This window comes from Stenotrophomonas sp. YJH_SMC_138, from assembly GCF_059369855.1.
On sequence record NZ_JCAFTB010000001.1, the window covers coordinates 1,012,574 to 1,038,380 of the forward strand.

The window sequence follows — 25,807 nt, forward strand, 5'->3', positions numbered from 1 at the left end:
CACCGCGCCTGCGCGCGACTATACGGCAGAGCCGGTCAAGGCCGGATGGGCGGCCCCGCCAGCGTCGCGCATCAGTACTTCAGGCGAAGCTCTTCCACCGTCGGCTGCTGCAGCGCATACCAGTCCTGGAACTCTTCCTCGGTGATCTCATCGGGCGCGTACACCGCCACCGGGTGCCAGTCGTGGTCGGTCGGCAGCGGCTGGCGCGGGCCGGCGCGCAGGCTGTAACTCACACCTTCGTAGTCGACCAGTTCGTCGACCTGCGGCCACTGTTCGCGCGCGAACACGGATTCACTCTTCAACAGGATCACCTGGTACATCGGCACCTCCACCTCGGTTGGATCAGGAAAACACGGCGCTGGCGGCAGGATACCCCCAGGCCGGTGACAACGGGCGCTCCGCCGGGGCGACGGAACGTTCTGGACACGGCCATCGCCCCGGCTTCACCCGCCCATGGCAAGGCCATCGGCATCGTGGAGGCCCACCCCTGCCACGACCGCCGATGACCGAGCACCCGCCGCTGAAAACCGTCGCCGACCTCAAGCTGCCGCGCTACCTGGGCACCTGGTACGAGATCGCACGCCTGCCGATGCGCCACGAGCCGGAAGGCTGCACCGACGTATCGGCGCACTACACCCTGCTCGACAACGGCAACGTCGGCGTCACCAACCGCTGCCGCATGGACGGCGAGATCGAAGAGGCCACCGGCGAGGCCTGCGCTGTCGACAACGACAGCGCGCGGCTGGAGGTCAGCTTCCTGCCCAAGGGCCTGCGCTGGCTGCCGTTCGCCAAGGGCGACTACTGGGTGATCCAGATCGCCCCGGACTACAGCGTGTCGCTGGTCGGCAGCCCGGATCGCAAGTACCTGTGGCTGCTGGCGCGCGAGCCGCGCCTGGACGCGACCGTGCAGGACCATTATCTGGCGGCGGCCCGCCTGCAGGGCTTCGATCTGTCCGAACTGATCCAGACGCCACATACCGGCAAACCCACAGCCTGAGCCCCACGCACGCATGGACCTGAAAAGCGGTTACCCGTGGTGGGCCGTACGCAACGGACTGATCCAGGCGTTCCCCCCGCTGGAGAAGGATCTGCGCTGCGATGTGCTGGTGGTCGGTGGCGGCATCACCGGCGCGCTGATTGCCGACGAGCTGTCCCACCATGGCCATGACGTGGCCGTGATCGAGCAGCGTGACATCGGCTGGGGCAGCACGGCGGCCAGCACCGCGCTGCTGCAGTACGAGATCGATACCCATCTGCTCGAACTGGCCGAACGCTACGGGCAAGACGCCGCAGCACGGGCGTACCGGGCCTGCGCGGAGGCAATCCCGGCACTGGGCGAAGTGGCACGCGGGTTGAAGGACGTGGATTTCCAGCGCATGGACAGCCTGTACCTGGCCAGCCGCCATCGCGACGTGCCGCGCCTGATGGCCGAAGGTGAGGCGCGGCGCAGCATCGGCCTGGATGCCCGCTGGCTGGACCGCGAAGCGCTTCGCGAGCGTTTCGACGTGGATGCCGGCGGCGCCCTGCTGACCCGCCAGGCGGCGCGGGTCGATCCCTACTGTCTCACCTACGGCCTGCTCAAACGAGTGCGCCGCCGCGGCGGCCATGTGCACGACCGCACCGTGCTGCACACGCTCAAGCCTGGCGCGCAGGGCGTAACCGCGATGACCGAGGCCGGCGCCTCGGTCCGTGCCCGCCACGTGGTCCTGGCCATGGGCTATGCCAACCAGACGTGGCTGGAACAGCGGGTTGCGCGCAACCGCAGCAGCTATGCCTTCATCACCGATCCCATCGAAGCGGACGTGCTCGGCAGGCTGCGCAACACGATGGTGTGGGAAAGCGCCCGCCCGTACCTGTACCTGCGCGCCACCGGCGACCGCCGCCTGCTGGTGGGTGGGCTGGACGACGCCATCGATATCCCCGCCCGGCGCGACCGGCGCGTTGATGGCAAGGCCGGCAAGCTGATGAAGCAGCTGCGGCACTGGTTCCCGCGACTGGATCCGATACCCGCCTTTTCCTGGGCCGGCACCTTCGCCGAAACCGCCGACGGCCTGCCCTTCTTCGGCCCGCACGCGCAGTGGGGGCCGCGGGTCCATTTCGCCATGGCCTACGGCGGCAACGGCATCACTTATTCGATGATCGGCGCCCAGCTGCTGCGGGCCCGGATCGAGCGCCGCAGGCATGCGCTGGAAAGGCTGTTCGGGTTCGAACGGTTGTAGCGTGCAGCCAGGCATGACCTGGCTCTACCGCAAGCGGGCGCCGACAGGCATCATTCAAGCAACCCCTGCTAGCGTCGGCCTGTACCGCCGCGAGTTGCGCGGCCACCTGTCCGCTGGAGCGCCGTCATGATCCGCCCCCTGACCCTGCTGCTGTGCCTGGCCCTGCCGGGAACCGTGCTGGCCCAGTCCGCCGCTGGCGCCACTGCGCCGCAGGCTGCCGGCCTGGACTTGACCCTGCCGCAGGCGCCGATGCGCTACCTCAACGACCCGGCCCTGCAGCAGGACCCGCCCGGCACCTATTACGGTGACAAGAGCGGCCCGCGCGTGCACGACGATGCGAAGATCGCCGACGTGACCGACGACAAGGTCAAGGTGTCCGGCAGCTTCACCACCGGCATCGGCTATTCGAAGAACGGCGGCAACAGCCACTACAACGCGGCCACGCTGAACCTGAGCAAGAACTACACCACCGATGAAGGCAAGACCCATGGGGTCAACCTCAACATCCACGTGAGTGAGGGCAAGGGCCCGGGCTTCTTCGGCCCGTATGGCGGCTACTACGGCCGCGGGCCGGGCTGGGATTACCCGCCGCCGTACGGCTGGTAAGCCAGCCCCTGTAGAGCCGAGCCCATGCTCGGCTACGGTTGGCCGCAAAGCCGAGCATGGGCTCGGCTCTACAGAGGCCAACGTCAATCCAGCCAGCCATCGCGCTCGCTGTGCAGGATGCGGCCGTCATAGCCGCTCAGGCGCACCTCTACCTTCTGGTTGCGGGCATTGCGGGCTTCCAGCGACCAGGTCGCACCATCGCGTTCCAGCGAATGGATCTCGCGCAGGCCATGCGACTGCGCCCGTGCCAGCACCTGCTCGGTAGTCAGCAGCGCGCGGCCGCTGTGCTCATCGAAGATCTCGCCGGTCTTCGGGTCCACGTAGACCTCGCTGAAGCGGCCATCGGCGCGGCTCACGTCAGCCTCCCACAGGCCATCATCGCGTTCGATCTCGTGGATCTGGGTGTAGCCGGCCTTGCGCAGGGTCTGTTCAACCTGGGCCATGCCCAGCGGCGCGGCCTGTACGGCCGGCGCGACGGCAAGCAGGGCAACAGTGGCGAGGGTGAGCGACTTCAACATGGGGGTTCTCCTGTTCGTGGCCGGACCATCCCGGCAACGCCACGATGCATGGCCCGGTTAACAGCGCCTTAGCCGTGGCTGTTAGCCGGCTGTTAGTCATCCCCGCCACACTCGCACCTGTACCCCTCTCTCTTTCCTTACCCGCATGCTCGCCACCCTGCCCCTGCTGCTGGCCCTGGCCAACGCCCCGACCGCCGCCGCGCCCCTGCAGGACCCGGCGCAGCAGGTCGCGCGTCGCGCCGTGCAGCAGGGCCGCTACATGCCGCTGGAGAGCGTGGTGCGCGATGCGCTCAAGCGCTACCCCGGCCAGCTGCTGGAAGTGGAGCTGGACGACGGCGTCTACGAAGTGGAGATCCTGCGCGGCGACGGCGTGGTGGTGGAGCTGGACTATGATGCGCGCAGCGGAAAGCTGCTGAAGACGGAGCTCGACGACTGATGCGCATCCTGTTGGCCGAAGACGATGCCGCACTGGCACAGCGCCTGGTGCCCCTGCTGGAACAGGCCGGCTATGTGGTGGCGGTGGTCGCCGACGGTCGCCAGGCCGAAGAAATCGGCCAGATCGAAGACCTGCAGGCCGCCATCGTCGACCTCGGCCTGCCCGGGCTGGATGGACTGAGCGTGATCGAGCGCTGGCGCGGCAACGGCCGGGGGTTTCCGGTGCTGGTGCTGACCGCGCGCGGGCGCTGGCACGACAAGCTGGCCGGCTTCGATGCCGGCGCCGACGATTACCTGACCAAACCGTTCCAGGCCGACGAACTGGTGCTGCGCCTGCGCGCCCTGATCCGTCGCAGCCATGGCCACGCCAGCCCGCGCCTGCACTGCGGCCCGCTGCAGCTGGACGTCAATGCCGGCCGCTTCGAGCTGGATGGACAGGCGCTGCCACTGAGTCCGCAGGAATTCCGCCTCCTCAGCTACTTCATCCACCACAGCGGACAGGTGATCAGCCGCGACCGGTTGGGCGAACAGGTGTTCGACGGCGGCCACGACCCGGACTCCAACGCACTGGACGTGCTGCTCGGACGCGTGCGCCGCAAGCTCGGCATCGACCTGATCCAGACCGTGCGCGGCCAGGGCTGGCGGCTGGCCGAGCCATGAACCGGCAACCGTCGCTGCGGCGGCGCCTGCTGCTGGCCGGCGGCGTCGGGCTGCTGCTGGTCTCGCTGCTGGCCAGCGCGCTGCTGGGCGAGCTGTTCAAGCGCAGCGCGCGCGACCGCCTCGACCACGAACTGCAGCAGGACATGCTGACCCTGCTGTCACAGGCCGAAGTGGACCCGGACGGGCAGTTGCGCCTGCGCCAGGAACCCAATGATGCGCGCTTCCAGCGCGTGTTTTCCGGTGCCTATTGGCAGATCGCCGGTGCCGATGGCCGCGTGCTGCTGCAGTCGCGCTCGCTGTGGGATGAAACCCTGCCGGCGAAGGCCGCCGGGCCGGCCACGCGCAATCTGCCCGGGCCGCTGCAACAATTCCTGCGTGCACGCGTGCAGCAGGTGCGCCTGCCACGCGCCAGCGAACCGTTCGTGGCCGTGGTCGCCACCGACCGCAGCGCGCTGGATGCCGATGTTGCCGCGTTCCGCAAGCGCACCGCCATCGCACTGGGCGTGCTGGTCGCGGCGTGGCTGGCGGTGCTGGCCAGCCAGGTGCACTTCGGCCTGCGCCCGCTGCATCGCCTCGGTGCGCAGCTGGAACGGGTACGTCGCGGCGATGCGCAGCGCATCGACACACAGGGACTGGGCGCGGAAGTCGCACCACTGGGTGAGGAACTCAACGCGCTGCTGGACCACCAGCAACGCATGGTCGCGCGCGCGCGCACCAGTGCACAGGATCTGGCGCACGCGCTGAAGACTCCACTGAGCGTATTGGCCACCGAAGCTGACAGCGACGGCACGCATTGGCGTGCCACCGTGCGCGAGCAGAGTGCGCGCATGCAGGCCAGTGTTGACCGTTACCTGGCTGCAGGACTGGCTGCCGACCATCGCCAGCGCACCGACGTGGCGGCCGTCGCACAGGCGATGTGCCGGCTGATGGCACGCGTGCATGGCGAACGTGGCATTGCGTTCACGGCGGCAGGCATCGATCCGGCGCTGCAGTTCGCCGGCGCCAGTGCGGATCTGGAGGAGATGCTGGGCAACCTGCTGGACAACGCCGGGCGCTGGGCGCAACAGCAGGTCACTGTCGAAGCGGAAACCAGCGAAGGGCAGCTACGCGTCGAAGTGCGCGACGATGGCCCCGGCCTGGCCGCAGACGCGCTGGAACGGGTCACCCAGCGTGGTGTGCGGCTGGACGAGCGCGAAGGCAGCAGCGGGTTGGGCCTGGCGATCGTGGGCGATATCGCTGCCAGCTATGGCGGGCGGTTGCAGCTGGAGAATGCGCAGCCGGGCCTTCGTGCGACGTTGTGGTTGCCGGTGGCGTGACGCGGCCAACCCAACGGTGGGTAGTGCCGGCCGCTGGCCGGCAGCCACGTGATCACCGGGCACACCCAGCGGAAGCCGGCCAGCGGCCGGCTCTACCGAGCGCCAATCCGACCGGTCGCCGTGCACCCGGTAGGTGTCGACCTTGGTCGACACGCACCAAGCATCAACGGTGATGCATCCACCAGCAATCAATCGCGTCCAGCAATATGTGGATGATCAAACCGATGCCGAACAACCGCGTTTTCTTCGGCACGCACAGCCCGGCATAGACTGCGATGGCCGGTGCGGTGTGCAGCGGGTGGAACCCGATGCTGCAGCGGTTCGGTGCATAGATCGGGTCGGCCAGCAGATGGTCCAGGTCGATGATCCAGCCCAGCAGCATCAGCAGCCACGCCGAGGCAAAGCGCTTGCGCCAGAACAGCCATGCCAGCAACGCTGGCACGGCGGCATGCAGGAACAGGTGGAAGATCGCGCGCGCGCTCATCGGCAACGGTGGCACCGGGCGGGCCCGGTGCCGTCCATCACACCAGCGGCTCGTCGGACAGGTAGGTGTAACCGGTCAGGCCGGCTTCCAGCGCGTCCGACAGTTCCTGCGCGCGTTCCGGCGACAGCTGCGCCGCAGCCACGCGCTGCGCATAGGTCGCACGCAGTTCGTCCAGGCGGTAACCCACGTAATCCAGCATCACGTCGGTGGTGTCGCCGCGGCGCTGCTGGGTGATGGCGTAGCCATCGGCATCGGCCAGCACTTCCACCGCGTCGGTATCGCCGAACAGGTTGTGGATGTCGCCCAGGATTTCCTGGTAGGCGCCGACCATGAAGAAGCCGATGCGATAGCTCTCGCCCGGCCTCATCTTGTGCAGCGGCAGCGAGCTGTCCAGGCTCTCGTTCTCGACATAGGTTTCCACCATGCCGTCCGAGTCGCAGGTCATGTCGGCGATGATGCCGCGGCGGTCCGGGGTTTCATCCAGGCGCTCGATCGGCACGATCGGGAACACCTGGTCGATCGCCCACACGTCCGGGATCGATTCGAACACGCTGAAGTTGACGAAGTACTTGTCGACCAGGCGCTCGTTCAGTTCGTCCAGCACCGGGCGATGGCTCTTCTCGTCGTAGCTCAGGCGCGCGCGCACGCCGTGGGCGATGGCGTAGAACAGGTCGTCGATGCGCGCACGCTGCGGCAGATCGATCTGGCCCAGCGCGTAGCTGGCCAGGCCTTCGGCATGGAAATGCTGCGCTTCCTGGAACAGTTCCACCGCCGGGCGCACGTCCAGCTCGTCGTGGATCTCGCGCAGGTGGCGGATCGCTGCCGGCTCGTCGTCGTGCTGGTCCGGCACGCGGCCTTCCTGTGCCTCTTCCACTTCCGAGACGTTGGCGATCAGCACCGCGTGGTGCGCGGTCATTGCGCGGCCGCACTCGGTGACGATGCGCGGCGGGGTCAGGCCGAACTCTTCGCAGGCATTGGCCAGCGGCTGCACGATGTTGCTGGCGTAGGAATGCAGGCCGTAGTTGATCGAGCAGAAGCTGCGCGAACGGGTGCCTTCGTAATCCACGCCCAGGCCACCCCCCACGTCGACGTGGGTGATCTTCGCGCCCAGGCGCGACAGCTCCACGAAGTAGCGGGTGGCTTCGCGCATGCCGTTGGCGATGTCGCGCACGTTGGAGATCTGCGAGCCCATGTGGAAGTGCAGCAGGTTCAGGCAGTCGGCGTACTCGGTGTCACGCAGCGACTTCCACAGGTCCAGCAGCTGGCGCGGCGACAGGCCGAACTTGGCCTTGTCGCCACCGCTGTTCTGCCACTTGCCGGCGCCCAGCGAGGCCAGGCGCATGCGCACGCCCAGGCCCGGCTTCACGTCCAGCGCCTTGGACTCTTCCAGCACCAGCTTCAGCTCGGACGGCTTCTCGATGACGATGAAGGTCTGCAGGCCCAGCTTGCGGCCGATCAGGGCCAGGCGGATGTACTCGCGGTCCTTGTAGCCGTTGCAGACGATCAGGCCACCCGGGCGGGACAGCGCCAGCACGGCCATCAGCTCGGGCTTGCTGCCCGCTTCCAGGCCGAAGCCTTCGCCGTGGTGGCTGGCCAGGGTGCCGGCCACGCCGCGGGTCTGGTTGACCTTGATCGGGTACACGGCGGTGTAACCGCCGCTGTACTCCCAGTCCTGCTGGGCCTGGGCGAAGGCCGCCTGCAGCTTGCCCAGGCGCTGGCCGAGGATGTCCGGGAAGCGCACCAGCAGCGGCAGCTTGGCACCGGCCGCGCGCGCAGCGTCCACCACCTTGGGCAGCGATACCACCGGGCCGTCCGCCCCGGTCGGTCTCACCACCATGTGCCCGGCCTGATCCACGTCGAAGTAACCGTCCGCCCAATGCGGGATCGAGTAGGTCTTGCGGGCTTGGTCGAGGGACCAATCGGTCATTTCAGTCGGCCTTGTTGGCAATAAAAGGGGGGGCATGATAACGCCTATATGCCCACAGGTTCGTTATCATGCGCGCCCGCGCCCGTGACAGGTTCCAACCTGAACGGGCCGATCCGTCCGGATGTGGCATCTGTGCCACGCGGCCCCGCCCGCCAGCCCGGCTCCACCCCTCCGAACAGGACTGTTTTCCAATGACTGACAGCAACAACTGGTACATCGAACACTTCGAGCGCACCGGCTCGGCCATCGGCTACCGCATCACCGGCAAGCTGGACGAGGTGCAGTCGCCGTTCCAGAAGATCGAGATCTTCCAGACCACCGACTGGGGCAACCTGATGACCATCGACGGGGCCATCATGCTGACCAGCAAGGACAACTTCTTCTACCACGAGATGATCAGCCACCCGGTGCTGTTCACCCACGCTGCGCCCAAGCGCGTGGTGATCATCGGTGGCGGCGACTGCGGCACCCTGCGCGAAGTGCTCAAGCACAAGGGCGTGGAGAGCGTGACCCAGTGCGACATCGACGAGCAGGTCACCGTGATGGCGCGCAAGCACTTCCCGGAACTGTGCGACTCCAACGACGACGCCCGCGCCGAGCTGCTGTTCGACGACGGCGTGGCCTACATGGCCAACTGCCCGGCCGGCAGCGTGGACGTGGTGATCGTCGATTCGACCGACCCGGTCGGCCCCGGCGAAGGCCTGTTCAACAAGGCCTTCTACGAGAGCTGCTTCAAGGCCCTGAAGGACGACGGCATCCTGGTGCAGCAGTCCGAATCGCCGCTGATGCAGCTGGACCTGATCAACGAAATGCGCACCGAGATGGGCAAGGCCGGCTTCGGTTCGTTCAAGACCCTGCCGTTCCCGCAGCCGTGCTACCCCACCGGCTGGTGGAGCGTGACCATGGCGCGCAAGGGCGACAGCAGCTTCGACTTCCGCCAGGCCGACTCGGCCGCCAAGACCTTCAACACCCTGTACTACACCGCCGCGCTGCACACCGGCGTGCTGGTGACCCCGCCGTTCGTGCAGGCGGCACTGAAGGGTTGATCCAAACAAAAACCCGCGCTGGCGACAGCGCGGGTTTTCTGCTTTCTGTAGAGCCGAGCCCACGCTCGGCTGCTCTTCGGACAGGTTGCGGTAAACCCAGCCGAGCATGGGCTCGGCTCTACAGTCAAAGCGCCCAGATACCGGCGATCACCGCCACCACCAGGCCCCACTTGATCAGCTGGTAGGCCACCACGCTGCGCTCGCGCAGCGCCTTGGCCTTCAGGCGCACCTTGTAGACACTGCCGAACGCCTTGTTGACGCCACCGGTCGGGTCACCCGGCAGGTTCGGCGATGCACCACCGGCCAGCAGCGTGGCCGCCACCGCGCGGTTGAACAGGCCCGGCAGGCCGAAGCGCAGCGGGCGGGCGATGTCGCAGAACAGGATCACCCGGTCCTGCTGCGTCTCGTTGTGCGCATGGTGGATGTAGGTCTCGTCGAACATCATCCACTCGCCGTCGCGCCAGCTCTTCTTGATGCCGTCCACTTCGATGTAGCAGGCATCGTCGTTGGGCGTGCTCAGGCCCAGGTGCAGGCGCAGCGAGCCAGCGAACGGGTCGCGGTGCGGGCGCAGCTCACTGCCCGGTGGCAGCTGCGCGAACATCGCCGCACGCACGTCCGGGATCGACTCGATCAGCGCCGTGGTCTTCGGGCACAGCGTCTTCGCCGACGGGTGCGACGGGCCGTACCACTTCAGGTAGAAGCGCTTCCAGCCACGACGGAAGAACGAATTGAAGCCGGCATCGTTGAACGTGCTGGAGGCAGCGATCTTCTGCGCGTCGCGCAGCGCCAGCGCCTCGTCGCGGATCATCTGCCAGTTCTGGCGCAGCGGCTCCAGCTGCGGGAACTCCTTGCCCGGGTCCAGGAACGGCGTGGTCGGCACCTTCGAGAACATGTACATGACCACGTTGATCGGGGCCATGAAACTGGAGTGGTCCAGCAGCTGGCGCGACCAGCGCGCGCGGACCTTGCCACGGAAGTGGATGTACAGCACGCAGGCCACGAACAGCGCTGCAATGACGATTTTGATGATCAAAGCACTTTCCTCCAGCCGCGGCCGGAACGGGAAACGGGGCGATGCACGGCCAGGCGGCCAGCACCGGTTCGGAACGCGGCAGGGGACGGGGACGTGCCGGAGGGGGGCGGCCGCCGATGTCGCGGGTTAACAGCTTATGGTCGGCAGGGCGTGCGCCGGGGTCAAGCTGGACGTGCGTGGCGTTCAGCGCGCCGCCGATGAATGGGCTGGAAGCGCGCCCAACTCATTGATCCAGCGGGGCAATCCTTATAAGTGAGACGGAATTGTCCGATTCTGCGTGACGAACTGTTCCAGCCACGACCCCGACATTTCTCCGACAAATCGTGGAATAGCGAACTGGCGAGTACTAAAATTAACGAAAACTTAGTAACTCCCTGTAACACCGGTTCGCTTGACGCTTTGCGCCACCCACCGGGTCGTCCGAGACCCCGACATGCATCTTCCTGCTCTTCCCCCCTCCTCCTGCGGCAATGATGCCGCCTCCCCGCTGCTGCTCAAGCGCGGCGAGCGCTTCCTGGCCCCCGATGTCTACCGCACCTGCCTGGACGGGCGCGAGGCAGTCATCAAGGACTACTCCCGCTACCGCGGCACCCCCGTTTCGCTGATCGCGCGGCTGATGGTGCGCCGTGAAGCACGCATGCTGCAGCGCCTCGGCGGCTGGAAGCATGCCCCCGCGCTGCTCGGCACCCTGGGCGGCCTGGCGCTGGGCATGGAGTTCATCCCCGGCCAGACCCTGAGCACCGCGCAGGCCGTCGGCAATGACGTGTTCGAGCAGCTGCAACACGCGCTCAGCCGCCTGCATGCCGCCGGCATTACCCACAACGACCTGCATGGCACCAACGTGGTGGTCAGTGGCGGCGTGCCGGTGCTACTGGATTTCACCTCCGCCTGGCGCGTACCCCGCTGGCTGCGCCGCGGCCCGCTGAGCCGGCAGATGCGCCGCAGCGACATGAAGAACCTGCTGAAGATCCGGCAGCGCGTGACCGGCCAGGCGCCGAGTGCCGCGCAGGCCGCACTGGTGGCCGACCCGGGCTGGGTCGCCGCCGTGCGCCAGGGCTGGAAGCGGTTCTACAAGTGGGCCAAGCGCCGGTAGGGGTCGAGCTCGCTCGACCGCTTTACCGCTCTTTGTAGAGCCGAGCGCGCGCTCGGCTGCTGTTCCTGCATCGCGCGAAATGCAGCCGAGCATGGGCTCGGCTCTACAACATCCCGCCGAGCGGGTTACAACGCGTCCGCGTCCAACTCGCCGGTACGGATACGCACCACGCTGCCCAGGTCGTACACGAACACCTTGCCGTCACCAATCTTGCCGGTGCCGGCGGCCTTCACGATGGCCTCAACCACCGCCTCCACCTGGTCATCGGTCACCGCCACTTCCAGCTTCACCTTCGGCAGGAAATCGACCACATACTCCGCGCCACGGTACAGCTCGGTGTGGCCCTTCTGGCGACCAAAGCCCTTCACTTCCGTCACCGTGATGCCGGTAACCCCACGCTCGGCCAGCGCTTCGCGCACGTCGTCGAGCTTGAACGGCTTGATCACCGCCATGACCATCTTCATCGTCTATCTCCTGTCTTCCGGCGTGGAGGATAGCGCCTGAACGCGGCCCGTGCGAAGCCGCTGCCGCCTGTCCGGGCAGTGGGTGCCAGCAGTATCCTTGTGCCCGAATGGCCTGCCCGCGCCGGATGCACGGGCCCACCCCCACGGAGCACCCCATGATCGACCTGAATCAAATCGATGACCTCGCCCGTCGCCTCAGCGACCTGGTGCCGCCGGGCCTGCGCGAATCGCGCGAGGAACTGCAGGCCACCTTCAAGAGCGCGCTGCAGGCCGGCCTGGCCAAGCTCGACCTGGTCACCCGCGAGGAGTTCGAAGTGCAGCGCGCCGTGCTGCTGAAGACCCGCCAGAAGCTGGACGCGCTGGAAACCGCCGTGCGCGAGCTGGAAGGGCGCGGCGGCGCAGAATGAGAAAAGGAGGCGCACTGCGCCTCCCGTTTACAGATTATTTCCCGGATGGGGCCTTGCAGCAAGACCCACCGGGCGCCCTAGACTCGCCGGCCTGTCGATCCGGCAGCACAGAGAGGGGCAGCAGCAATGGCACAGGACACCGAATGGACACCCGTTTCGCATGACACCTGCGACCAGGTGGCTGGGCCGTTCTATCACGGCACCCGCGCTGACCTGGCGGTGGGCGAGTTGCTGAGCGCAGGCTTCCGCTCCAACTATCGCGACAGCGTGGTGATGAACCACATCTACTTCACCACCATTGCCAAGGGCGCCGGGCTGGCTGCGGAGATGGCCCGGGGTGAAGGGCGGCCGCGCGTGTATGTGGTGGAGCCGACCGGGCCGTTTGAAGACGACCCGAACGTGACCAACAAGAAGTTTCCCGGGAACCCGACGCGGTCGTATCGGAGTGCGCAGCCGTTGCGGGTGGTTGGGGAGATTGTGGAGTGGGAAGCCTATGACGCGGAGTTCGTTCGGCAGTTGAAGGCGTTTGTTGCTTCGGGGAGTGGGGAGATCATCAACTGATGGCCTGCTGGCGCTGGGCGTTGCGCACTTCTTCATCGGCTTCATAGATGTCCAGCCCGAGCTCAATGCCGCGCTCACCCAAGGCGAGCAGCGCGCGAGGCGAAAGCGAGACACCATCATTGCTGCTGCCCATGAAAAGGCCACAGAACAGATCAGGTCGGAAGCGTGCCAGAGCCTGCCATACGGCGAGATCGCCGGTGAGTTGATCGAGGATCTCGAAGATCTGCGCTTCCAGATCTTCAGGCTCACGACGCGCCGCATCAAGTTGCCAGCTTCCAGTCCTGGCGATACGCACGGTGCCTGATTGGTTGCCTCTGAGTTCCTGCCCCTTGTGATGCGATGCGGTTGGAGTCGCTCCGAGCAAGGCACTGACTTCTTCGGGCAGGAGGTCGTCGCCGAAGAATCGGAGGGTCACCAGGGAATGATCGAATGCTGCCATCGGAATTCAGTTGTCCTTTTCGGAACGTATTCCAGTGCGTAGGCCTCGTTGATGTCAGATTCCGGCCGGAACCGAACGACAGCAGCTTCAGAATAGGCCGAACCGGGGGAATCGGCTTGGGCTCAAACGGAGAGCTGGCCGGTCCCTACTTGAACATGTCCAAAAAGCCCAGCCGTAAAAATCATCAAGCCCCATCCGGAAGGCGGACCTGCGCCGCGCATTCTGCCGCAACGGACGCAACCGATGTGCCCTTCAGTCGTGAAAGTGCCGCAAGCGTACGTCGTTCATACGCCTCCGCGACTCCCGGATCTGGCTCGATGAACGGCGATGTGCAGATGTCCTCGAGCTTGAATCCCTGGGTGGTCAATGCCAAGACCCGCTCAGGCGCTTTGGGCAATGCACGGGCTACCGCGTAATTGATGGATAGCGAGGCGCCCGCATCTGAAAACGGCTTTAGCGCAGCCGCAACCTCAAGCCATGCAGGATCGCCTGACTCGATGCCAGCGGTGACCTGCCCAAACTCCCGCTCGTGCTGCCACAGGTCCCAAAGCACCTTGCGCCCCCCTTCGTTGGCAACGCGATTGAGCACGGCCTGTGCCGAAGGGCTATCCGCTGCGACTGCAGCTGGACTGGCAAGCGCAAGCACGAGTAGGAGCACTGCCATGTTTCTCATGGGACCTGACTCCCTGGTGGATGGATGGACACTTGGGTCCGGTCATACGACCTGCCCACAAAGCACCATGTGGCGTACTTTCCCCTGATACAGCGCGATCCTAGGGCGGCTGGGTTCGGCCATCAAGCCGGCGCATGGCCAGATCCAGGCATAGGATCAGAAGCCCCGCCAAATCCACGTTCAAGACACCTGGGCCATGTCCGCTACGGGTCGCTGGCTGGTCAGTGATCCACAGGAAATACCCTGCGCGAGCCAATGTCCGCTCTCGGCCAGTGGTGGACATTCGCGAACGCCATGAGTTGAGCCGCGAAGTGCTTCAGATCGAAAGAACGCCCAGCATCGACCAGTAAGCCTCCTTCTCGTACGAGACACTCTTGCTGTGCCAGTGATTGCCGCCCCTTAGAGCTTCGTAGTGCCCGATCTCCGTGCTGGACAAAGGGCGCCAGCCAGATCCGCGGCGAAAGCCGCTTGCGACCTCGACGCCAAGGGGGAAACTGGAAAGAGCATTCTGCTGCGCTTGCGCCAGAGACTCGCCGTTGGCTCCGCCGGTGGATGTGGGGTTGGCAAGTTGCACTCCGTCATCCTCCCAGTTGCAGATCGGACATATGGCATGGGACCCGTAGACGTCTTCCAGGGTCAGGAAGCCACACGATGGACAAGGCAGATCGATCATTGAGAACCAAGAACCTCAGGTAGACGAATCACTGGACTGGCAGGTGTCGCGTAGGGCTGAAGGGGACGAACGTCCGCTTCGGATCGAGAGCGGCCTCTAGCATTCCGGGTCGCGTTGTCTGGCGCCGGCACGTTTGCATTCAGCCAAGAGCGGGCATCAATCGCAAGAGCCTTCACTGGGCGCGGTTGCGCTACTTATAGCAGAAGGCGCGCACGACCTTCCCCCTCTTGCCACCCGTGGTGCCAGCATCAAGGAACAGATGGTTGAAGAGCACCCACGGCTTGAACAGCGAGCACACTGGCATGAATCCCGAGAAGATCACCTTGAGCTGGGGCCGGAGAATCGAGAAGTCCTTGTTCGGCCCTCTATGTTCCTGTCGCGCGCCCCCATCAATGCGCAGCCTGCGCCTTCAGCGCGCTTGAATCCCTGCGCAGCAGGTACAGCCCAACCAGGAACGGCCACAGCGAGTTGATCGACGAGAACACGCGCTGTGTCAGCCCCCGGTAGCCCTCCGGGTCCACGCCCACCACGTTCAACCAGAGATAGACGATGCTCGCGATGCTCACCAACGCGGTCACAGCATAAGCCCTTCGGTTGGCAGACCATGCGCTCAATTCGATGTGCGACATCGCCGGTGCAATGATGTTTGCGATACCGATGGTGTAGAAGCCGTGCATCGGATGGCCCATGGGCCAGAGCCCGTTGCTCAGCATGGAAATGCCAAAGACCAACCAGCAGACTGCACCTACGGCAATCCGCCGGCCGGACTCCCGCCATATCCCGATGGCAAACGCCACGAAGCCCACGCCGGAGCCGAGGGCGGCGATCCTGCCGCAGATGCTTGCAAGCGTGGGCGCCTGCAGCAGCTCGCTGGCGTGCTGCGCAAGCGGGTTGTAGCCCGGCGCGAACAGGGCAGCAACGCTGGTCCAGAACAGGAACCACGGAAGCGGGAGCAGACCCGCGCAGAGAAGCAGTCGGCTGCGGCGTGACACGTACAGTGGTCCTTGTTTGGCCTGCGCCAGTGGGTGGAATCCAGACGAACGCTGCAGAACCTTCCTACTGCGGGCAGGACGATCGTGAGTGACTACAACAGTAGTCAGATTGCGCGCGGCACTCGGTAGGTTCAATAGGCAAGAAGTCATTTAAACCATCCAGCGGGTGTCGCAGCGGTTCGGTTGCATGAGCGATCACGCATGCCCGATGGGCGAGTGCTGTCGCATTTGCCGCGCCTTACATCTCTGACTAAACGTTCTGACGAATCCGTTCCAGAAGTGCCGTTCCGCCAGGCATGCCAAGGCTCTCGCCTCTTCCAGTGCGATGCGCCAATACCGAGAACGTCTTGGGTTTTGGCGGCATTGACCCCTACCCCTTGGCATTCCGCATAACAGCAGGTAATCGTTACTGGGCCACCGTGCATCGGTGGTTGGAACTCAAAAACCGGATTGCTAGACGTAAGTTTGCGCTTGCCAGGCGGCTATGGCGGGCGCGGCGTGGGGGCCTCATGCCCGCCGGCTTTGTCTAGTCTTCGAGCCACGCCCCGTCCAGCGCGAACGGTCAAGCCTTTCCCGATCAAGCCATCCGATCCGTAGGCCGGTCAGACCTGTCCCCCTCTCCTGCACCCCTCTATGGAACAGGCACCTGGATCGTGCAGAACGCCGCGCTGACGGTGCTGAAGTAGTCGACCGTAGTAGAGACGAACCAATGCTTCTGCACTCCCTTGAACTGCGTACTTTCTGTCCGAAAAGGAGGCTATGACGTGTTACTCGATCAGCATCTTTCTCCCCGCACCATCACGATGATCACGACCTATGGCTGCACCGCTGAGTGTCGCCAATGCTGCTTCGAGTCCAGCCCACGAGTCAAAGGCCGCCTATCTCTTGAGGCGATGACGCAGGCCATATCTGACGCCAAACGGAGCTTTCCATCCCTGCTCATGGCTGTGTTCAGCGGCGGCGAGGCTACGATGCTCAAAGCGGATCTGACGGCCGCCATCGCGCATGCAACCCAGGAGGGCCTCTCCACCAGAATCGTCAGTAACGGTTCGTGGGGAAAGACGCTCGCAGGCGCACGCAGAATGATCGCCGAACTGGCACGTGCTGGGCTTAGAGAGCTGAATCTGAGCACGGGCAAGGACCACCAGGAGTGGGTTTCAGCCAAGAGCATCATGCATCGCGCCGTTGCCGCCGCCGAGCATGGACTGTTCTGCCTGATCACTATCGAAGCAGATGTTGAGGGGAACCCACACTTCCGCGCGGTGGTGGAGCAGAAGGAGGTTCAAGCGCTGGTTCGGGACAGGAGGATCGTCATTCAGTCCAACTCATGGATGCCATTCCAGGAAAACAGTGACGTACGCGTCGGCACAGTCGCGAAGCAAGCGCTGCGCAAAGGATGCGATCAGATCTTCGACAACATCGTTGTTACGCCCTATGGAGAGGTCTCTGCATGCTGTGGTCTGGCACTGGAGCACATTCCCGAAATGAAGCTTGGCAACGTCCAGCACGCGTCGGCCTCGGAGATCTATCGGCGACAGACAGGCGATTTTCTCAAGTACTGGATTCATGTGGACGGTCCGTACCGGATTGTCGAGCAGCTTCTTCCCGGCGACACCGTAGGGAATCTTCTGAAGGATGTTGTACATATCTGCCAGGCCTGCGTGATCCTCCACAAGAACGAGAACGTGCGCGCATGTCTGCGGGAAGGGCACAGGAAATTCATGTCCTCAGTGATGACCCGCTTCTTCCTGGCCAAAGCCGTTGATGCGGCCGGCCTGAAACTCACCACAAGCGAACCTGCCAAGGAGGCATTGCAATGAAGCGTCGTCGTTTCATCCAGTCCGCCCTCGTTGCCGCGACAGTGGCACCCGCTACAGCCGGAGCAACTGTGTCCAGCGCCGGCAAGCGGCTCTATGGAAAACCCGGGAGCCTGACAGGTGGGTCCCACGGAGCGGCCCGGCTTTTGCTGCCCATTTCGCGGGCTGGAGTTCCAGCTGAGGGTTGGCTTGAGTACGCTCGATTCAGCGCGCTCATTGAAGATCTGCTTCTGGATCGCACGGCCAGTGCCGACTTCAACCGAGATCCTTCTGCGTTCCTGAAGACTCGAGGAATGGATGGCTCAGAGCTGGTGAAGAGTGATGTCAACGTGGCGCTGTTGGTCGCGATGTCTCAATCTGAAGTCAAGCAAGCGGTCCAAGATAGGGACTATCGCGCAGTAGTTTCCTATCTTCAGGCAGCCGGGACGTTCTCCCCTGTGTCCACTGATGCACTGACACAGAGGGTCGGTCAGATCATTCAGCGGAATAGGGATTCGATTGCAAACGAGCTGGAACTGACACCAGGCGCCAAGCTGGATCTGAAGACCTACAGGACGTTGCTGGCCACCTCGGGAGGCGGCGCCACGCCATTGGACACTGCTGCGCTGGCCTCTCTCAGTGACAGCAGCAGCACGCCCGAGGTTCTCGGCGCTTTCGCCGTGGTCGTCGCTGCCGTCGTCGCCGCCGTGGGTGTCCATTCAGCTGTTGTGGCGTTCACGCTTGCGGCCATCGTATCCAGCGTGTTGGTCAACGGTGGCGGCGAGGATAACGAGGAGAGCAGGACGGCTCGCCCGTACGGCGAGCTCCTGCAACGCACGGATCCGGGAGCCCGGCAGAACCTCGAGGTCGCGGCCGCTTGGCGCGGCTTACTGGTTCGGCAGGGATATACGAATTGACCAAGGACGACTTGGCCAGAGCCGAACTTAGTGCGTTCTTTGCCGCGATGAAGGAACAGCATCTGCTCGACTACGACGACGGAGAATTGCCTGATCTGGTTGAAGCAACGCTGCTCCATACCGAAAAGTCAGTGGGGCGTTAGCTAGGAGATCCGAACCGATGCAATGTACGATTCCCATCTCATTGTTCACCCGCGGCGTGCTCTTTCAGGAACTTGTTCCCGCCGCTTTCCTCTTTATCTGCGCAGTAGGCTTGGCATTCTACGGCGGCCTGGAACCCAGGAAGAAGGCATTCGGAATTGCCGTCCTTTGCGCTATCGGCTTGGCGATGTCAGCCTCGACGGTCATGCTGGCCGTGCGCTCGAAGGTGGTGGTCGACAGAAGTGGTGTCAACCTGCATGCAGGCTTCTGGAGCGCTCATCTCCAACGTGGCTCACTGATTGATATCCAGGCAACCGACCAGATTGGTGCTTCCTTGCGCAAACGCACCAACGGCATGAGCTCGCAAGGAATCAATGCAGGCTGGTTCCAGGATCCAAGCGGGCGGAAGACTTTTGCAATATCTTCTGGCGCCACGCGTGTGCTGGTGCCGACAACCGCCGGGTTCAACCTGGTGCTGGATCGGTCGACATACGATGAGCTGAAGCGGTGTGGGGTTACCGCAAGCGACCGCTAGGCGTTGCATCATCGTCATCTGACTACGTGGCTATCGTACCAGGGCGAGGGGATGGATACTCATCCCCTCATCCGCCTTCCGGCACTCTATCACTTTCCACCGACAGCTCGAGCAAATGCAGTTCCCGCAGCCTCGGGATGGACCCAGATCGCCAGCCGGAAGGACACCGTCAAAGACCCCATTGGGAATCCCCCTAGCCGCTTCACCCACAATTCCCGATGGTTCGCCACAACACACCTGCAGCACCATCAAGCGTCCCTCTGCAGGAATCCACACATGAGCCTGGCGCTGGTCCACAGCCGTGCCCGCGCCGGGGTCGATGCCCCGCTGGTGCGGGTGGAAGTGCACCTCTCTGGCGGCCTGCCCGCCACCCAGATTGTCGGCCTGGCCGAGACCAGCGTGCGCGAATCCCGCGAGCGCGTGCGTGCCGCGCTGCTCTGTGCACGCTTCGACTTTCCGCAGCGGCGCATCACGCTCAACCTCGCGCCTGCCGACCTGCCCAAGGAAGGTGGGCGCTACGACCTGGCCATCGCGCTGGGCATTCTGGCAGCCAGTGGCCAGGTCGATCCGCAGTCGCTGCTGCAGTATGAGTTCCTGGGCGAGCTGGGGCTGACTGGCGAGCTGCGGCCGGTGGCCGGAGCGCTGCCGGCGGCGATCGCGGCGGCTGATGCCGGCCGCATCCTGGTGGTGCCGCCCGGCAATGCCGCCGAGGCGGCGCTGGCCGAGCACGCGGATGTGCGCGTGGCGCGCACGCTACTGGAGTGCTGTGCCGGTCTGGGCAATCCGCGCCTGCTGCCGCCCGTGGAGCGCGTGGACACGACACCGTTGCCCCTGCCCGATCTGGCCGACGTGCGGGGGCAGGCGCATGCACGGCGCGCGTTGGAAGTGGCGGCCGCCGGTGGGCACCATCTGTTGCTGATCGGCAGCCCTGGCTGCGGCAAGACGCTCTTGGCTTCGCGCCTGCCCAGCCTGTTGCCGGACACCGAGGAAGCCGAGGCGTTGCAGCTGGCCGCGATTGCCTCCGTGAGCGGTGAAGGGCTGGACCCAAGCCGTTGGCGGCAGCGTCCCTTCCGGGCGCCGCACCACAGTGCGAGCGCGGCGGCGCTGGTGGGCGGCGGCAACCCGCCCTGCCCTGGCGAAATCTCGCTGGCCCATCACGGCGTGCTGTTCCTGGATGAGCTTCCGGAGTGGAACCGCAGTGCGTTGGAGACCCTGCGAGAGCCGCTGGAATCCGGCCACATCCGCATCGCCCGCGCGGCACGCAGCGTGCAGTATCCAGCGCGATTCCAGCTGGTGGCGGCGATGATCCGGGTCTGTGCGATCGTTAGAAGTTCAGTACACTGAGATCATTGGGTTAGAACTATCAACGATGTGCAGGGTGTCCCCTGCCGGATCCCTGACTAGCAGCCGAAATGGTGTGGTCTTGATTGATCTTGGGCCTGCTCAGGCACAGCACGGGGAACGGCAGTGGAGCTTGGTGCGTTAGGTGAAACCTATGGCAACACTTGAGGTTCTGCTCGAGGGCCGCGCACCAATTTCCACGATCGTACTTGCGCATCCCGAAGTGCCGGCCTTCACTCATCCGGCTCGCCGGGAAGGTGGCCACGCCGACCGCGGGGGATGCCTAAGTGAAAAGTCATATCAAGAATAAGCAAATCAGCTACCTGATGGCGCCTCAGCAAACACTGAGCGCACTCGGAGCCAACCGGGAACTCGCTCGTGCACCTAATATGGGCCACCTCCGACTTCACGATTCGCGGGCAGCCTTACCCAGGCTTCCCCATCGTGCTCTATGACTCGATGGAGTCAGCCGTGGAGGTAAATCAATTCCTCCGACACTATCTTCTACGCGGAGTGATTGGTTCACGAGGGTCCTGGCCAAGCACAGGTCGAGCGCTCTATGACTACTTTGGCTTCCTCGAGGCTCATGACCTGCATTGGGCTGATGTAGACCGTGGCGAGGAGAAATCGCTTGTTGCCGCTTATCGGGACTATTGCCTGGAGCAAGTGAAGCTTGCCCGACGTACGGTTCGCCAGCGGCTGCACTACGTTTGCGACTTCTACGAGTACTCCCAGAAGCAGACCTGGATTGACCGACTTCCGTTTGGTATCGAAGATCGCACTGTCCGTCGCGAGAACGCAGGCTTCTTGGCGCACACCGATAAGTCTGGGAACACAATTAAGGTTCGCGATGTGATGCCTCGAAACCACAGGCAGTTGCCCAAATTCCTGACCCGAGAACAGGCTCACGCACTACTCGCATGCACTGAGAATCCGCATCACAGGATGATGACCCGGCTGGGACTCCAGACCGGCTTGCGTCGTGAGGAGATCGCTACGTTCCCGCTAGCCTATGTCTTCAACCCAGACGCCAGGCACGGTAGTGCGAGGAACGTCATGGTGGCCCTCGATCCCTCCGACGGAGAGGGCATGATGACCAAGGGCGGCAAGCCTCGAGATATTTGGATTTCGAGGCGTCTTATGAGCGATCTCTATCGCTACAGCGTCCTTGTCCGCGGCGAACTAGCGTCCCTGAGCGATAAGGCCCATCCCACACTCTTCCTGACGCAGGATGGTAGACCTTATGCGAATCATGGAAAGCACATCGAAGTCATCGTACGGAAGAACGGGCTGAAGGCAGGGTTCCGAACGCATCCGCACATGTTGCGGCACACCTACGCCACTCATATGCTTTTAGCTCTTCAGAGGGACAGAGCAGCACAAGCGGTAGAGCCGCTCGTGTTTGTTCAGCGCCAGCTTGGGCATGTCTCCATCGAGACAACCATGATCTACCTTCACCTTGTCAACTCCCTGGTCGATGATGCCGTCCTTGCTTACGACGAAGAGCTGAATGACCTGGTTGATACGCTCTCATGACAGGAAAGCGCAAGGTCCACATCAGGACTGATCTTCATCAGCCTCGGATAGCACAGCACCACGAAGGTGGTCTCCTGAAATCGGGCGATGATGACAGGAAGCCGCCTGCGGCGACGCTGGTGAACTTCGGTTTTAATGCCGTCGGTGCGCGGACCTACGACTTCGCCAGACACTACGCGGTGGGAATAGACGAAATCACCAGCGCCTGTCAGCGTCAAATAGAGCGCTTCCTGTGCAAGCAGGACGCAGAGTTAGAGGTAAGCACGATCGCCGGCTATGCACGCTCTGGGCTAGACACCTTTCTTCCCTACCTGGCTCTGCGCGCAGCCGCTCTCCGGCGCGCCTTGACCCTAGCCGACATAGATCGCGACGTGATAGATGGCTACCTCCGACATCTTGCGGATTCAGGTGCCACCCGCTCAGCGCAGAAGATGCGATACGACAAAACGAAGGCGGTGATCCAAGCGCTTGGTCGCCGCGGGCTTATCCATTTATTCGATGCAGGGACTGAGCGAACCTTTCCGGCGAACCCCTTTCCGAACAGTGCTAGACAGGTCAAGGGCGAGACGCCACTACTGCGAAAAGAGCGCCAAGCGTTCGCCGCGGCAGTTAAGACGGCAGTGATGCCGATCTTCCGGGAGGACGTAAGTGTTACTAGTGAACTGCTGTCATACGCACTTCTGATCATTGCACTCCACACTGGACGCAACACCACTCCTCTTCTTGAAATGGGTGCTGATTGCCTACGCCCCCACCCCAAAGAGAACACAGAGTTCCTCGTCCTCTGGAAGAGAAGGGGCTACAACTCCAGCAAAGTAGCACTTCGTGCAGATGGACAAGACGATCGCACGATTGAGTCAATGCCGGGCGTCAAGGTGCCTATCGTTCGCCTGATCCGGCGAGTGATAGAACTTTCCAAGCCCCTGCAGGCCGAAGCAGAAGCACATCATGCCGGTAGGATCTGGCTCTATCGCAGCCGCCAGCGAGGCAGAAGTGGGTATGTCACTGCGCTGAACGACTCCACGGTCTCCAACGCGATTCAGACCCTCGTCGCTGATGCGGAGCTAGTCGGCGCGGATGGAAAGCCACTGAGGATAAACGTCTCCCGCCTGCGGAAGACGTTCGCCAATCGCATCTTCGAGTTGCTTGATGGTGACCTAGGCAGCACTGCTGTCGCACTTGGCAGCACACCGAGGGTAGCCGGACGCAACTACATGAGGCCGGGAGAACGGTCCAGTCGCAACTGGCAGTTCATGGGCGAGGTGCTTACCCAAGAACTTCTCAGCCGAACGATCGGGGCGACTGAGCGGACGCCAACCGGCCGCTGCACCGATCCAAGCAATACCACGTATTCCTCCACGACAGCCGACGGCGCCGTGTGCTTTTCCTTTCTCGACTGCCTGCGCTGCCGCAACTATGTGGTGACTGGTGAGGATCTCTATCGACTCTTCAGCTTCTACTGGCGAGTTCTCCGTGAGCGGGATCGAATGGATGCCCGCATTTGGGAGAGACACTATGCCCACATTCCTCGACTTATAGAGCGTGATGTCATCGCGACGGGGTTACAGAGGAAGGTCTTCAAGCCGGCGGACGTCGATGCAGCTCGTGAGCGTGCTCGCCACGACCCTCACGCCTTCTGGAGGTTTGATTCTATTGCGTCACTTGACGATTTCCGCCAGCCATTGGAAGAGACTGCATGAACGCAACAGCGTTGCACCAGGTGGACTCAGATGTTCCATCTCAGACCTTCAGTTCCGTTTCACTGAACGCGAATGAGCGAGATCGCCTTGTCATTAGCTCGGCCAAGGTCAATGGCACCTTGGTCACCAGAAGCTTGTATGGGGATGGCACCTGGTTGCTGAATGGTGCCCCGCCCAACGTGGCGAAGGGCCATGCAAGGATTGACTTCTCAAGGGTGCCCGAGGAGTTTCGTGCCGCAGCCAAGGAGCTGATGTACCTGTACCATTTTCGTGGTCGAGAGGGGTCCGGTAAGGCCGCGGCCACCACGCTTGTGGGAGTGTTCGATCAGTCCGTGCAGTTCTTCCGCTATCTTGTGTCGATCAAGGTAGAGGCGCTCTGCGATGTCAGTCCAATGGTATGCGCTACGTATGTCGCCGCCTGCAAGGCAGAGCGTATAGTTCGCAAGGGTGACGGCAAGCCTCTGTCTGCGGAGGCCTTGGGAGGGCGGTTCTCTGCCGTCGAAGTTCTGTACGAGATGAGCTTGCTTACGAACGACCCGATGCCCTCGCACCCGTGGCCAGAAAGCTCGGCCAAGCATCTCGCAGGGCTCACCGGTTCGAGTAAGCGAAGCAAAACACCACTAATTCCTGACGATGTCTTCAGTGCATTGTTTCATGAGGCATGGTCGCTTGTTCAGAGAGGTTCTGCCCTACTTGACCTACGTGACACTCTTGAGGGATTTCCGGATACCTCAGTAGCCTTATCCAGCTCTGGTGCCAATCGAGCCAAGAACCGTCAGCTCAAATTGCTAGGCTGGGATAGAGGCGTTCGAAGCTTCGGAGTAGAGCTGAATAGGCTTCGCACGGCTTGCTACATTGTGGTCGCCAGCCTCTCTGGGTGTCGGAACCATGAGTTGGCGCATCTCCGGTCCTCGGCCTGCTACAGCACGCGAGGCGAAGAAGGTGAGGTCTATTGGTGGATGCGGGGGCGGAGCGATAAGACCGCAGTCGGCGACACCGAATGGATGATACCAACGGCTGCGGTGCAGGCACTAGCGGTCATGGACCGGTGGGCGATACCGCTACAGGAAGAGTTGGTGTTAGAAATCCAACGGATGACTGAGGCGAATCCACTTGATCCCGAAATTGCCGAGGCACAACGACATGTCGGCGCGGTGTTCATCGGCGCTGACAAAGATCGATCGGGCCGGGTACGGATACTGACCGACAGCGCGTGGAACATCGCTCTCACGTCTTTCGCACGGGGTATCGGTCTGAACTGGGTTCTTAGTACGCATCAGTTCCGTCGGAAGTTTGCCAACTACGCTGCACGCAGCCGTTTCGGTGACCTGCGGTATTTGCGCGAGCATTTCAAGCACTGGTCGCAGGACATGACCAATGATGCGTATGCACTCAATGAGTCGCAGGAGATTGAGTTGTATGGGGAGATCCTGGAAGAGCTAGCTGCGATCAAGCAAGGGGTTGCCGACCAATGGTTGAGTCCTGCTGAACCACTAGCCGGCGGCTATGGGGGCAGACTCACCTTCTGGCGGAGCCAGAACGAGAACATCGTTCTTTTCAAGGATCGGGCAACAATGGTTCGGTCAGTGGCGGAGAGCCATGCAATCCGTAGCAACGGGCACGCATGGTGTACTGCAGACGACAATCGGTGTATTGGAAACACTTTCGAGAAGACGCGCTGCAGTGGTTGCGACAATGCGGTCATTGGTAGCGTTCATGCTCATCTCTACCAGCGTCTCTATAGCGATCTCAAGGATGTCGCCAAGTGCGAAGACATTGGACAAGGTGGGCGATTGCGTGTACTTCGCGACCTTGAGCGCTGTCGCAACGTATTGCTTTCCCTGGGACACGATCCGGATGCTCACGCCCAATGACTACGAAACGAAAGCCCGGCGATGCCAGGCGCAAGGAACTTGAGCTTGCAGTCTCGCGAATTCAAAGGGGGCGAGCACGAACAGAAGCTAAGAAGCTCAGCATAACCTCCGTGGCGCATGAGGCTGGCGTCACCCCCGCTTTGATCCACAACCATTATCCAGACATCGCCGAAGCGATCCGCGAGGCCCAAGGCCGGTCGAGCCGGGCGCAGCGGGATGTGAAGCATGAGCAGTTGCTGGCCGAACGTGAGAGGAACCGGGCCCTCCGGGCAGAGAATCAGGCGCTTCGATCCCAGTTGGCTCGGTTGGCGTCCATCAATGAGGTCCTGCAGGCGGAGAACCGCGTCCTTGAAGCCAAGCAGCGCGATTCGAAGGTCGTCGATATCAGGCCCAAGGGCGCTACATAGCCGCTCCTGCGGGT

The 25,807-nt window shown here is 63.2% G+C and carries 28 protein-coding genes and 1 pseudogene; 19 read left to right on the plus strand and 10 right to left on the minus strand.

All coding sequences use genetic code 11. The annotated features are described in order from the left end of the window. Positions 1-71 precede the first annotated feature (71 nt). A complete protein-coding gene (locus AC5P7I_RS04515) occupies positions 72-320 on the minus strand; it encodes a hypothetical protein (protein WP_262087807.1) in 249 nt (82 codons plus the stop codon). A gap of 182 nt (positions 321-502) precedes the next feature. On the opposite strand from AC5P7I_RS04515, the gene AC5P7I_RS04520 reads away from it, so the two are divergent. From AC5P7I_RS04520 to AC5P7I_RS04530, 3 genes are all read left to right on the plus strand, one after another. Continuing rightward, the gene (locus tag AC5P7I_RS04520; RefSeq protein ID WP_032958822.1) at positions 503-997 is read left to right on the plus strand and encodes a lipocalin family protein; all 495 of its coding nucleotides are present in this window, start codon (positions 503-505) and stop codon (positions 995-997) included. Positions 998-1,010: 13 nt separating this feature from the next. Next, complete coding sequence (locus AC5P7I_RS04525) at positions 1,011-2,219, plus strand: NAD(P)/FAD-dependent oxidoreductase (protein ID WP_262087806.1); 1,209 nt, start codon at positions 1,011-1,013, stop codon at positions 2,217-2,219. 126 nt (positions 2,220-2,345) lie between these two features. Then, positions 2,346-2,825, plus strand: a complete 480-nt coding sequence (locus AC5P7I_RS04530) for a hypothetical protein (protein ID WP_014038776.1) — start codon at positions 2,346-2,348, stop codon at positions 2,823-2,825. 83 nt (positions 2,826-2,908) lie between these two features. Here AC5P7I_RS04530 and AC5P7I_RS04535 read toward each other — a convergent pair whose 3' ends face one another. Beyond that, complete coding sequence (locus AC5P7I_RS04535) at positions 2,909-3,343, minus strand: PepSY domain-containing protein (RefSeq protein ID WP_065178854.1); 435 nt, start codon at positions 3,341-3,343, stop codon at positions 2,909-2,911. A gap of 145 nt (positions 3,344-3,488) precedes the next feature. On the opposite strand from AC5P7I_RS04535, the gene AC5P7I_RS04540 reads away from it, so the two are divergent. From AC5P7I_RS04540 to AC5P7I_RS04550, 3 genes are read left to right on the plus strand one after another with little or no spacing between them, the layout of a single operon-like run. Further along, a complete protein-coding gene (locus tag AC5P7I_RS04540; RefSeq protein ID WP_014648704.1) occupies positions 3,489-3,779 on the plus strand; it encodes a PepSY domain-containing protein in 291 nt (96 codons plus the stop codon). Further along, entirely contained in the window at positions 3,779-4,438 is a 660-nt protein-coding gene (locus AC5P7I_RS04545; RefSeq protein ID WP_046432919.1) for a response regulator transcription factor, read from the plus strand. The genes AC5P7I_RS04540 and AC5P7I_RS04545 overlap by 1 nt, the downstream gene beginning before the upstream one ends. Further along, entirely contained in the window at positions 4,435-5,754 is a 1,320-nt protein-coding gene (locus AC5P7I_RS04550; protein WP_014648706.1) for a sensor histidine kinase, read from the plus strand. Before AC5P7I_RS04545 ends, AC5P7I_RS04550 begins: the two co-directional genes overlap by 4 nt. 163 nt (positions 5,755-5,917) lie before the next feature. On the opposite strand, the gene AC5P7I_RS04555 is transcribed toward AC5P7I_RS04550, so the two are convergent. Continuing rightward, positions 5,918-6,238, minus strand: a complete 321-nt coding sequence (locus tag AC5P7I_RS04555) for a DUF6122 family protein (RefSeq protein ID WP_014648707.1) — start codon at positions 6,236-6,238, stop codon at positions 5,918-5,920. A gap of 37 nt (positions 6,239-6,275) precedes the next feature. Next, positions 6,276-8,165 carry an arginine decarboxylase gene (speA, locus tag AC5P7I_RS04560; RefSeq protein ID WP_014648708.1) on the minus strand — a complete coding sequence of 630 codons (1,890 nt, stop codon included), beginning with the start codon at positions 8,163-8,165 and terminating at the stop codon, positions 6,276-6,278. Positions 8,166-8,356: 191 nt separating this feature from the next. Here speA and speE point away from each other — a divergent pair, with 191 nt between their 5' ends. Further along, positions 8,357-9,211, plus strand: coding sequence for a polyamine aminopropyltransferase (speE, locus tag AC5P7I_RS04565; protein ID WP_008268330.1), 855 nt, complete (start codon positions 8,357-8,359; stop codon positions 9,209-9,211). Between the two features lie 124 nt (positions 9,212-9,335). On the opposite strand, the gene AC5P7I_RS04570 is transcribed toward speE, so the two are convergent. Continuing rightward, positions 9,336-10,241 carry an aspartyl/asparaginyl beta-hydroxylase domain-containing protein gene (locus tag AC5P7I_RS04570; protein ID WP_032954620.1) on the minus strand — a complete coding sequence of 302 codons (906 nt, stop codon included), beginning with the start codon at positions 10,239-10,241 and terminating at the stop codon, positions 9,336-9,338. A 436-nt stretch (positions 10,242-10,677) separates the two neighbouring features. Between AC5P7I_RS04570 and AC5P7I_RS04575 the strand changes: the two genes are divergently transcribed. Beyond that, positions 10,678-11,337: an RIO1 family regulatory kinase/ATPase domain-containing protein gene (locus AC5P7I_RS04575; RefSeq protein ID WP_032958814.1), complete on the plus strand. Its 660-nt coding sequence runs from the start codon at positions 10,678-10,680 to the stop codon at positions 11,335-11,337. Between the two features lie 125 nt (positions 11,338-11,462). On the opposite strand, the gene AC5P7I_RS04580 is transcribed toward AC5P7I_RS04575, so the two are convergent. Next, entirely contained in the window at positions 11,463-11,801 is a 339-nt protein-coding gene (locus AC5P7I_RS04580) for a P-II family nitrogen regulator (RefSeq protein WP_005411374.1), read from the minus strand. A 155-nt stretch (positions 11,802-11,956) separates the two neighbouring features. On the opposite strand from AC5P7I_RS04580, the gene ubiK reads away from it, so the two are divergent. Both ubiK and arr read left to right on the plus strand, forming a co-directional pair. Then, positions 11,957-12,208: a ubiquinone biosynthesis accessory factor UbiK gene (gene ubiK / locus AC5P7I_RS04585; RefSeq protein ID WP_262087805.1), complete on the plus strand. Its 252-nt coding sequence runs from the start codon at positions 11,957-11,959 to the stop codon at positions 12,206-12,208. 126 nt (positions 12,209-12,334) lie between these two features. After that, positions 12,335-12,769 carry an NAD(+)--rifampin ADP-ribosyltransferase gene (gene arr / locus AC5P7I_RS04590; protein ID WP_227853772.1) on the plus strand — a complete coding sequence of 145 codons (435 nt, stop codon included), beginning with the start codon at positions 12,335-12,337 and terminating at the stop codon, positions 12,767-12,769. On the opposite strand, the gene AC5P7I_RS04595 is transcribed toward arr, so the two are convergent. The 4 genes from AC5P7I_RS04595 to AC5P7I_RS04610 all read right to left on the minus strand — a co-directional run bounded on the left by AC5P7I_RS04595 (position 12,762) and on the right by AC5P7I_RS04610 (position 15,546). After that, positions 12,762-13,208, minus strand: a complete 447-nt coding sequence (locus AC5P7I_RS04595; RefSeq protein WP_100450724.1) for a DUF4279 domain-containing protein — start codon at positions 13,206-13,208, stop codon at positions 12,762-12,764. The genes arr and AC5P7I_RS04595 overlap by 8 nt on opposite strands. A 184-nt stretch (positions 13,209-13,392) precedes the next feature. Beyond that, complete coding sequence (locus tag AC5P7I_RS04600) at positions 13,393-13,881, minus strand: hypothetical protein (RefSeq protein WP_262087804.1); 489 nt, start codon at positions 13,879-13,881, stop codon at positions 13,393-13,395. A gap of 316 nt (positions 13,882-14,197) precedes the next feature. After that, positions 14,198-14,554 (minus strand): CPCC family cysteine-rich protein, encoded by a 357-nt coding sequence (locus AC5P7I_RS04605; protein WP_032958808.1) that lies wholly within the window; start codon positions 14,552-14,554, stop codon positions 14,198-14,200. A 389-nt stretch (positions 14,555-14,943) separates the two neighbouring features. After that, the gene (locus tag AC5P7I_RS04610) at positions 14,944-15,546 is read right to left on the minus strand and encodes a DUF998 domain-containing protein (protein WP_262087803.1); all 603 of its coding nucleotides are present in this window, start codon (positions 15,544-15,546) and stop codon (positions 14,944-14,946) included. A 764-nt stretch (positions 15,547-16,310) separates the two neighbouring features. Here AC5P7I_RS04610 and AC5P7I_RS04615 point away from each other — a divergent pair. The 9 genes and pseudogenes from AC5P7I_RS04615 (at position 16,311) to AC5P7I_RS04655 (ending at position 25,793) form a co-directional block, all read left to right on the plus strand. Then, complete coding sequence (locus AC5P7I_RS04615; protein WP_262087802.1) at positions 16,311-17,366, plus strand: radical SAM/SPASM domain-containing protein; 1,056 nt, start codon at positions 16,311-16,313, stop codon at positions 17,364-17,366. Next, entirely contained in the window at positions 17,363-18,259 is an 897-nt protein-coding gene (locus AC5P7I_RS04620) for a hypothetical protein (RefSeq protein ID WP_262087801.1), read from the plus strand. The genes AC5P7I_RS04615 and AC5P7I_RS04620 overlap by 4 nt, the downstream gene beginning before the upstream one ends. Next, complete coding sequence (locus AC5P7I_RS04625; RefSeq protein WP_262087800.1) at positions 18,256-18,402, plus strand: hypothetical protein; 147 nt, start codon at positions 18,256-18,258, stop codon at positions 18,400-18,402. The genes AC5P7I_RS04620 and AC5P7I_RS04625 overlap by 4 nt, the downstream gene beginning before the upstream one ends. A gap of 17 nt (positions 18,403-18,419) precedes the next feature. Further along, the gene (locus tag AC5P7I_RS04630) at positions 18,420-18,935 is read left to right on the plus strand and encodes a hypothetical protein (protein WP_262087799.1); all 516 of its coding nucleotides are present in this window, start codon (positions 18,420-18,422) and stop codon (positions 18,933-18,935) included. Positions 18,936-19,211: 276 nt separating this feature from the next. After that, positions 19,212-20,240: pseudogene (locus AC5P7I_RS04635) on the plus strand (YifB family Mg chelatase-like AAA ATPase); the annotation flags it as partial. Positions 20,241-20,720: 480 nt separating this feature from the next. Further along, positions 20,721-21,812 carry a tyrosine-type recombinase/integrase gene (locus AC5P7I_RS04640; protein WP_197599548.1) on the plus strand — a complete coding sequence of 364 codons (1,092 nt, stop codon included), beginning with the start codon at positions 20,721-20,723 and terminating at the stop codon, positions 21,810-21,812. Next, positions 21,809-23,512, plus strand: coding sequence for a hypothetical protein (locus AC5P7I_RS04645; RefSeq protein WP_075076581.1), 1,704 nt, complete (start codon positions 21,809-21,811; stop codon positions 23,510-23,512). The genes AC5P7I_RS04640 and AC5P7I_RS04645 overlap by 4 nt, the downstream gene beginning before the upstream one ends. Further along, the gene (locus tag AC5P7I_RS04650; protein ID WP_075076582.1) at positions 23,509-25,386 is read left to right on the plus strand and encodes a site-specific integrase; all 1,878 of its coding nucleotides are present in this window, start codon (positions 23,509-23,511) and stop codon (positions 25,384-25,386) included. The genes AC5P7I_RS04645 and AC5P7I_RS04650 overlap by 4 nt, the downstream gene beginning before the upstream one ends. After that, a complete protein-coding gene (locus AC5P7I_RS04655; RefSeq protein ID WP_075076583.1) occupies positions 25,383-25,793 on the plus strand; it encodes a TetR family transcriptional regulator in 411 nt (136 codons plus the stop codon). Before AC5P7I_RS04650 ends, AC5P7I_RS04655 begins: the two co-directional genes overlap by 4 nt. The last annotated feature ends 14 nt before the right edge of the window (positions 25,794-25,807 follow it).